7 protein-coding genes are annotated in these 7,682 nt (G+C 70.2%); 2 read left to right on the top strand and 5 right to left on the bottom strand.

Annotation, left to right across the window (positions count from 1 at the left end; genetic code table 11):
• Nucleotides 1-468 precede the first annotated feature (468 nt).
• The 5 genes from HK417_RS23850 to HK417_RS23830 all read right to left on the bottom strand — a co-directional run bounded on the left by HK417_RS23850 (nt 469) and on the right by HK417_RS23830 (nt 5,738).
• Nucleotides 469-633, bottom strand: coding sequence for a hypothetical protein (locus tag HK417_RS23850; protein ID WP_222273011.1), 165 nt, complete (start codon nt 631-633; stop codon nt 469-471).
• Nucleotides 634-1,050: 417 nt separating this feature from the next.
• On the bottom strand, nt 1,051-1,455 hold the full coding sequence (locus HK417_RS23845; RefSeq protein ID WP_222273008.1) for a universal stress protein: 405 nt from the start codon (nt 1,453-1,455) through the stop codon (nt 1,051-1,053).
• Between the two features lie 43 nt (nt 1,456-1,498).
• Nucleotides 1,499-3,460, bottom strand: a complete 1,962-nt coding sequence (locus HK417_RS23840) for a tripartite tricarboxylate transporter permease (RefSeq protein ID WP_222273005.1) — start codon at nt 3,458-3,460, stop codon at nt 1,499-1,501.
• A gap of 8 nt (nt 3,461-3,468) precedes the next feature.
• Nucleotides 3,469-4,638, bottom strand: a complete 1,170-nt coding sequence (locus tag HK417_RS23835; RefSeq protein WP_222273002.1) for a Bug family tripartite tricarboxylate transporter substrate binding protein — start codon at nt 4,636-4,638, stop codon at nt 3,469-3,471.
• A complete protein-coding gene (locus HK417_RS23830) occupies nt 4,635-5,738 on the bottom strand; it encodes a PrpF domain-containing protein (RefSeq protein WP_222272999.1) in 1,104 nt (367 codons plus the stop codon). The genes HK417_RS23835 and HK417_RS23830 overlap by 4 nt, the downstream gene beginning before the upstream one ends.
• Nucleotides 5,739-5,913: 175 nt before the next feature.
• On the opposite strand from HK417_RS23830, the gene HK417_RS23825 reads away from it, so the two are divergent.
• Nucleotides 5,914-6,867, top strand: a complete 954-nt coding sequence (locus HK417_RS23825) for a LysR family transcriptional regulator (RefSeq protein WP_222272996.1) — start codon at nt 5,914-5,916, stop codon at nt 6,865-6,867.
• A gap of 51 nt (nt 6,868-6,918) precedes the next feature.
• Nucleotides 6,919-7,149, top strand: coding sequence for a hypothetical protein (locus HK417_RS23820; protein ID WP_222272993.1), 231 nt, complete (start codon nt 6,919-6,921; stop codon nt 7,147-7,149).
• Nucleotides 7,150-7,682 lie beyond the last annotated feature (533 nt).

Below are 7,682 nucleotides of genomic sequence, written 5' to 3'. Positions count from 1 at the left end.
CGGAGTGGACCATCTCGCATCTCCTGCGGGGAAGTCAGGATCAGACGAGACAAGGCTGGTCCGCTCAGCGCCGGACGGGGCTTAGTCAGGCACGCCCAGCCGGGCGAAGGTTGGCAGCCGCGGCACTAGAGCTCGAGCCAACCGTCCAGTGCCGCTCTGCGGGCCTGGCTGGTGGTCCGCTGCCGGACGTAGACCCATGTGGTTCCCCCGAAATCGTGCGGGTTCCTTATGCCGCTGCTCGGTTGAGGGTGTTCATCAATCGCGACACTGTCGACTTCGATGGCAGGCTGATCGTCGCCGCACTCTTGGCCTATGCGTTGAGCGTGTGTCCTTGAGGGGCCCACTGTGGGACCCCTGGGCGGATGCGCGCCGGCGCCGGACCACCTCCTGCATCAGGGCGCCGCTGAGGGAGGACGACGTCCCTCGCTGAGCGCCGAGAAGGGCGCCGCCAGGTGTCCCGCTCCGTCGCTACCCGGGGGTGACCTCGGTGCCGACGGCGCCGGGCGGGTCGGCCTCGTCGTCGCCAGGGGGCGCGGTCGGGCCCTCGTCCTCGTCCGCTGTGAGGTCGACGGCCTCGTCGAAGTCTCGCAGCGCGTCGTCGGGCGCCAGGAAGGCGTCATCCGGGCCGGCCATGGCCGACATCCTGGTCCCGGGACGGCGCACCGGGAAGTGCCTGTAGCGCCTTCGTTCATCTGCGGACGAGTGGCAGCAGGCAACGCGCCAGCCACGGGACGCCGACGGCGACGACAAGGAACGCGAGTGTCGCTGGAAGCCGCCGTCAGGGACACCTTGCCCCGTTGTCCGGAGGTCCCCTCGTTGGACCGGACGGCCCACGCGGTCGACAACGCCCGTGGCCACCACACCTCGCGGCGTAACCCGCCATCTGGCTCGGTTCTTCTGGCCAGAGCGTTGGCCGATCCCGGAGGGGCGACGGTGCCGGAGACTCCACCGAACCTGGGCCCGCAGCGGAACGCACTCCAGTCTCGGGGAGGGTGGCGTGGCGTCGACATCGGCCGGGGCGCTGCCCTGGTCGATGTCGACGCCAGCAACTCACCGCGTGGCCTTGACCGCCAGGACGGGACAGTCGGCCTCGAGAAGTACCCGCTGGGCATAGCTGCCGAGCAGCAACTTGCCGACCGGTGTGCGGTGCCGGAGCCCGACGACGATCAGTTCGGCGTCGGTCTCCTGTGCCGCCCGGATGAGTTCATCGCTGGGTTCGAGGCCTGCGGGCGGGTGGACCTGCAGGTCGAGCTGTTCCGCGGTCAGGCGATCCCGGACTTCGTCGACGTCGGCGGGCAGGCTCGTCGGGTCGAGGGGAGTTCCGTGGTGCGGGCCGCCGTGGTGGGAGATGTCGACGAGGGTGAGCGGTTGGCGCCGCAGGATGGCTTCCTGGGCGGCCTGGCTCAGCGCCGCGTGCCCTTCGGGAGTGGGGAGGTAGCCCACGATGATCGTCATGCGATGTGCTCCTGGTTCAGAGGGGTGAGGGCCTGGCCGCGCTTCACAGGTTCATGAGGAGGCCGACGGGGAGGTCCACTGGCAGCAACAGCGGGAGCGCCGCCACCAGCACGGACGCGGCCAGGGTGTAGGTGATGACGGTTCGGGCCCGGGTCCGGGAGACGAACAACAGGAAGGCCGGCACCCAGATGAGCATCGCGGCCAGGTAGCCGCCGACCGCGACGAGCACCAGGAACCCGGCCATCCACCCGAAGGTCCTCAGGGCCACCCCGACGTCGGGGGTCCATCGCACGCCGGCGCCGGAGCGCACGCGGTCCCGGATCTCGGTGGCGAGCAGCCAGCCGGCCACCACCACGCCTCCGGCGCAGAGCAGCCTCGGCACCAGCCTGGCATCGGGAGAGTACGAGGAGGCGACGACGAATCCGGAGAGGAACACGACGAGGGATCCGGCTGCTCCGGCCAGCGACCAGATGGAGCCCGTGAGCTCGCCCTCCTCCTCGCCGGGCGGCTCGTGGTGGGCATCGTCGACGTCGGTGTGGCGACGGGCTCGGACGCGACGGACCACGGCCATCACGGCCGGCACGACCAGGACCGCGAGGAAGACCAGGACCCAGGGGCGAGTCAGCCACTCGCTGGGGGCGTACACGGCCTCGGTGAGGAAGTAGTAGCGCTCCAGCGGGATGGCCAGGACGAAGCCGATGAGGAACGGCGGCCGGGGGAAGCCGGTCTCCTTCAGCAGCCAGCCGAAGACGCCCAGGGCGAGCATCACGGCCAGGTCGCCGAGCTGGCCGCTCTCCTGGACCGCGCCGAGGAACATGACCACGACCAGGCCGGGGCCGAGGATGGAGAACGGCACCTTGGTGATCTTGGCCAGTCCGGGAGTGCTGATGAAGCACAGCAGGGCGCCGAGGATGCTGGCGATCGCGAAGGACCACACGATGAGGTACACCAGGTCCAGGTGGTCGGTGACGATCGCGGGGCCGGGCTGGATGCCGTACGTCAGGAGCATCCCCAGCAGCATCGCCGACGGGACGCCGCCCGGGATGCCGAACAGCAGGGTCGGGATGAGGTCTCCGGCCTCGACGGAGTTGTTCGCGCTCTCGGGTCCGACGATGCCACGGGGATCGCCCTTGCCGAACTTGGTCTTGTCCTTGGCCGTGGCCACGACCTGGCCATAGGCGAGCCACGTGCCCGCGGTGGCGCCGACACCGGGGAGCACGCCGGCCCAGATGCCGATGAGCGCGCCGCGCAGCACCTGCGTCCAGTGCGCCAGCCACTCCTTGATGCCGGCGAACCACCCGCCGCCGAGCTTGACCTCTTCACCGGGCTTGTTGCGTTGCCCGACCCGGGAGGCGATCTCGGCGAGGCCGAAGATGCCCAGCGCCACCGCGACCAGCGACAGGCCATCACCGAGGAAGAGGCTGCCGCCGGTGAACCGTTGCTCGGCGGTCGTCGGTGATGTCCCGACCATGCCGAGGGTCAATCCGAGCAGGCCGGCGGTGAGACCCTTGGCGACGTTGCCGCGGGAGAGCACGGCTGCCAGCGACACCCCCAGGATGGTGAGCATGAACAGCTCCGGCGCTCCGAAGGACAACACCAGTGGACGCGCCAGCGGGATCGCCAGGGTCAGGCCCACGGCGCCGAGGATGCCTCCGGCCATGGAGGACAGGAACGCCAGGCTCAGCGCCCGGGCTGCTTGTCCCTTCTTGGCCATGGCGTAGCCGTCGAGCATGGTCACACTCGCCGACGCCGATCCGGGTGCACCGAGCAGCACCGCGGCCACGGTGTCCGAGGTGTGCACGACAGCGAGGGCGCCGATCAGCAGCGCCAGCGCGGAGGACGGGTCCATGCCGAAGGTGACCGGCAGCAGGATCGCGACGGCTCCGGTGCCGCCCAGGCCGGGGATGAGTCCCATGACGAGGCCGGCGACGACGCCGGCGACGAGCATCAGCAGCAGGGATGGGTCGGCCAGCGACGCGAGCGCGGCCAGTGCAGACTCGATCATGACGTCCCCTAGTCCAGTTCGACCTGGTAGTCGGTGTGGAGCAGGTCGATGAGGTACTTGCGCACGTCGGGATCGACGGTGTACGCGTTGCTCACGCTGTCGGCGAGCTGCTCATCGGCCAGCAGCGGATAGCCGCCCAGCACGTCGGCGGCGGCCTCCTGGAACTCCGCGGACTTGCCGAGTGCGTCCGCGGATTCGCGCAACGTCGCGACGGCCTCCGGTGGCGTGTCATGCGGGACCCACATCGACTTCTGGTAGGTGTAGGTCAGCTCCAGGAGGGTCTTGTAGGCCTCGAACTCCTCACCCGACGGGGCCTGGCCGTTCAGTTCCTCATAGACCTCGGCCACGGTCGGGATGTCCGGGAAGTTCGGGTCGCGCACCACCTGCCCCGACTCGTCGATCTGCCCGAAGGACATCAAGGGGACGGCGGTCCCGTCCTCGGCGATCTTCTCCACGGCAGGCCCGTACGCGGACGTGGTCTGGTAGTCGATGTCGATCTCCCCGCGCTGCAGAGCCAGGTTCACGGGGCCACGACCCTCGAAGCCGAAGATGGCTTCAATGTCGGCGTCGAGCAGGTCGAAGGCGACCAACGTGGTGAGGTCCAGGCCGGTCGCGCTGATGCCGCCGAACCTCAGTGGGGTGTCACGGTCGAGCAGGTCGGCTGGGCCGGCCACGCCGGCGTCGGCGCGGGCGTAGATGACTCCCCCGGTGCCGTTGACGAGGATGGGGGTCAGTTGGTTGAAGTCGTAGGTGACCTCGGAACGGCCCAGGACCCACGGCACCACGGTGGTCGCAGTGCCGACCAGGATCTCGGTTCCGTCCGGTTCGGCTGAGGAGGCGAACCGGTTGGTGCCGGAGATGCCTTCGCCGCCCGCCTCGTTGACGGGCGCGAAACCCGGCTGTCCGGGCATGCTGCGGGTCAGCTCGGTCCCGATGAACCGGGCCCAGGTGTCCGTGCCGCCACCTTCAGCCAGTGGGATGACCAGCTCGACGGTCTCCCCGGCGTAGTCACCGTCGGTGGTGGTGGCTGCCGGGTCGAGCAGGTCCCCACCGAGCACCGTGGCGGCCACGGCCACGACGGTGAAGGCAGCCATGATGGACAGGGCGGCCTTTCGGCTCGCCGGTGCCGGCTCGACCGGGTCGGACTGTGTCGCGGAGTGCTCCCTGACGTCGCTCATCGGACTCCGCCCCCGATCGTGCTGGGCTCGCCGGGCAGCGCGAGCACGGCGTCGGCGATGCGTCGGGCCGTACGCGTGACCGCGACCGCCGGCGTGCCGTCCAGCACGCCGACGTGGGTGACGACCACGCCGGAGGGCGTGGCCAGCCGGATCCGGCCTTCCGCGTCGGGCGAGACGTGGTCGGCGACCAGGGTCCCCGGGGTGATCGCGGCCATCGTCAGCGCGACGCTCCCGGTGATCGCGAGCGCGGGGTGCACATCGCCCATCGACAGCATCCGCACGGTCAGGTCGGCCTCGCCACTGGCCGGTCCCCCGGCGACGATCGCCAGCTTGGGCACGGCCCGTTCCGCCGACGCCTCGTCGGCCGACAGGCCCATGCGCACTGAAGCCTGGCGCCGGACGCCGTCGAGGGCGGCCAGCAGACCTGGTCGGGCGGTGATCTCCGCAGGGGTCTCCGACCCCGTCAATCCGACACCGGCGGCGTCCAGCACCGCGACCGGAGCGCCCGCGTCCACCAGCGTGGCCTCCACGGCACGCCCCTCGAACAGCAGCTTGTCGCGGGGCGAGCCCGTCGGCAACAGCGCGCCGGTGGTCAGCCCAGCGGGATCGGGAAACCACATCCGCACGCCGACCCCCGGGAACGGCACGCCCGGGATGTACTCGTCGCCGTCCTCCTCGACCTGTCCGCCCGGCGTCGGCACCTGCTGCACGATCAGTGCACCGGTGTTGGTGTTGCGCACGCGGACCGTCGTCAGCTCCCCGGTCGGGCGGACCCACCCGCGGCGGAGCGCATACATGCCGACCACGGCCGAGCAGTTCCCGCAGTTGCTCCCCCAGTCGACGACCGGCTCGTTGATCCCGACCTGAGCGAAGGTGTAGTCGACGTCGACGTCACCGGTCGTCGCCGGCGCGAGGATCACCGCCTTGCTCGTCGTCGACGTCGCTCCCCCGACGCCGTCGACCTGACGGGGGTCGGGGCTGCCGAAGACCCGGAGCAGCACCGACGCCCTGTCCGGGCCGAGGTCGTCCAGGTCGGCGCGGTCGAAGACCCAGCACTTGCTGGTCCCTCCGCGCATCCAGGTCGCAGTGAGTTCTTGCACGTCGTCTCCTCACAGTCAGGCGGTCCGACCCGGCACAGAAAGGTCGTGGGATCGGGGGCCCTGCTCCCGGTTCGCCCGGCGCGTCGCCCGAGATGACTGTGGAATCGACGTGCGTGCAGCACAATCACGGATATGTGCAGACCCATTCACTGTTGCTTAAGTCAGGAGGTCAGACGTGCTGGATGTCAGACGGATGGTGGTGCTCGCGGCGGTGATCGACAGCGGCTCGATGACTGCCGCGGCGGAGGCGCTGAACTACACGACCTCTGCGGTGTCCCAGCAGCTCCGGAGGCTGGAGCAGGAGGTCGGTCAACCGCTCCTGCAGCGGCTGCCACGCGGCATCGCGCCGACAGAAGCGGGCGTGGTGCTGGCCGACCATGCCCGGCGCATCACGCGGCAGCTCGCCGCAGCCGAGGCCGACCTCGCCCAGGTGGCCGGGCTGCGTCGCGGACGGCTCACCATCGGCACCTTCCCGACCGTTGGCGGTTCGCTGCTGGCCCTCGCGGTCAGCCGCTTCCGCACCGCACACCCCGGCGTGCGGTTGACCGTCCACTCCGCCCGGCTGGAGCAGCTGACCCAGATGCTGGACTCAGGGGAGGTCGACCTGTCTCTGCTGTGGGACTACGCATGGAACCGGGTCGATCCCGACGCCTACACCCTGACCCACCTGCTCGACGACCCGACGATGCTCGTCGTATCGGCCGACCACCCCCTGGCCGACCGGAAGCGAGTGGCCGTCGCCGACCTCTCCGCCGAGGAGTGGGTGGTCCGCGAGCCGGACCACCCGGTGGCCGAGGTGCTCGACCGGACCTGCCGTGCGGCCGGCTTCCAGCCACGGATCGCGTTCCACGCCAACGACTACCAGGAGGCGCAGGCGATGGTCAGCGTCGGGCTCGGCATCGCCCTGGCGCCACGGACCGCGGTCACCAACCACCACCCGGACGTCCGCGTGATCCCCATCGGCTCCACGGCGCCCGCCCGCCGAATCCTGCTGGCTCGCCGACGCGAGCGAGTCCCCGCCCCGGCCGAGGCAGTGATGGTGCGCGTCTTCACGGAAGTCGCAGACCTGTACCAGCGTTCCCAGAGGCCCTCGGGCCCTCCCACGGTGGGGCACGCCTCGGCCGACTGACCCAAGACGCCCCAGCTGACTGGCTCAGCCAGCGCCACCATCGAGGGCGACGTGTTCACCCAGCGCGCCGCGGAGGGCACCCACATCACGCCGAGCATCCGGCTGCACGCCACGCCCGGGCACACACCCCAGGACATCACGACCCTGGTGGGGACAGCCGACGACGTGGTCGCCCTCACGCACCTGTGGTGGACAGAGGAGGGCCAGCTGACGACCCCTACTCGTTGGACCGCGAGGAGTTGCGGCAGCAGCGGGAACGGGTCCTGGACCTCGCGACCCTGATCGTCCCGGGCCACGGCGCCCCCTTCCGCCCGGGATCTTCGACCCCCCGCTGACCGAGCAATTGACGGCCTCGAAGGCGGATGTCTCTGAGGCCGCCCTTCAGGGACTCCTGCCAACCCGCAGGAGAAGCCGCAGCGGCCAGTACAAACCTCCCGCGGCGGCCGCCTGCGCGGAAAGGCGCTGTGCCGGGCCGACGGCACGGGAGAAGACACAAGATCAAGAGGCACCCACCTCCTGCAGCAGGGCCTTCAAGGCGCGAGCGCCGGTCAAGGACGCTGTCCGTGACGGTGGCCGCATGACGCGAGGACTGGATCACCAAGGCGCTCGCCGCCAGTCACCGCAAGCAGGCGCTTCGCTGGTGACCGTCGCTGCACACTCACCTGCGGTTTCGCTGTCGGACTGACAGGACCTGAACCTGCGCCCGTTGCCCTTCGGCACCCGGGCGAGCACGAAGCGCTGAGAAGTGGGCCTGTCAGGAATCAAGCTGTTCTTTCCCGGATTCGGGGTCGACGATCTGCTATGCGCGTCGACGA

It is taken from the genome of Modestobacter marinus (genome assembly GCF_019799945.1).
Taxonomy (GTDB): domain Bacteria; phylum Actinomycetota; class Actinomycetes; order Mycobacteriales; family Geodermatophilaceae; genus Modestobacter; species Modestobacter marinus_B.
This window is presented reverse-complemented; position numbering and strand designations above follow the sequence as displayed.

What these genes read in the sequence shown, in the direction of transcription:
- HK417_RS23850 (WP_222273011.1), bottom strand. Translation starts at nt 633, where the DNA reads ATGGCCGGCCCGGATGACGCCTTCCTGGCGCCCGACGACGCGCTGCGA.
- HK417_RS23845 (WP_222273008.1), bottom strand. Translation starts at nt 1,455, where the DNA reads ATGACGATCATCGTGGGCTACCTCCCCACTCCCGAAGGGCACGCGGCG.
- HK417_RS23840 (WP_222273005.1), bottom strand. Translation starts at nt 3,460, where the DNA reads ATGATCGAGTCTGCACTGGCCGCGCTCGCGTCGCTGGCCGACCCATCC.
- HK417_RS23835 (WP_222273002.1), bottom strand. Translation starts at nt 4,638, where the DNA reads ATGAGCGACGTCAGGGAGCACTCCGCGACACAGTCCGACCCGGTCGAG.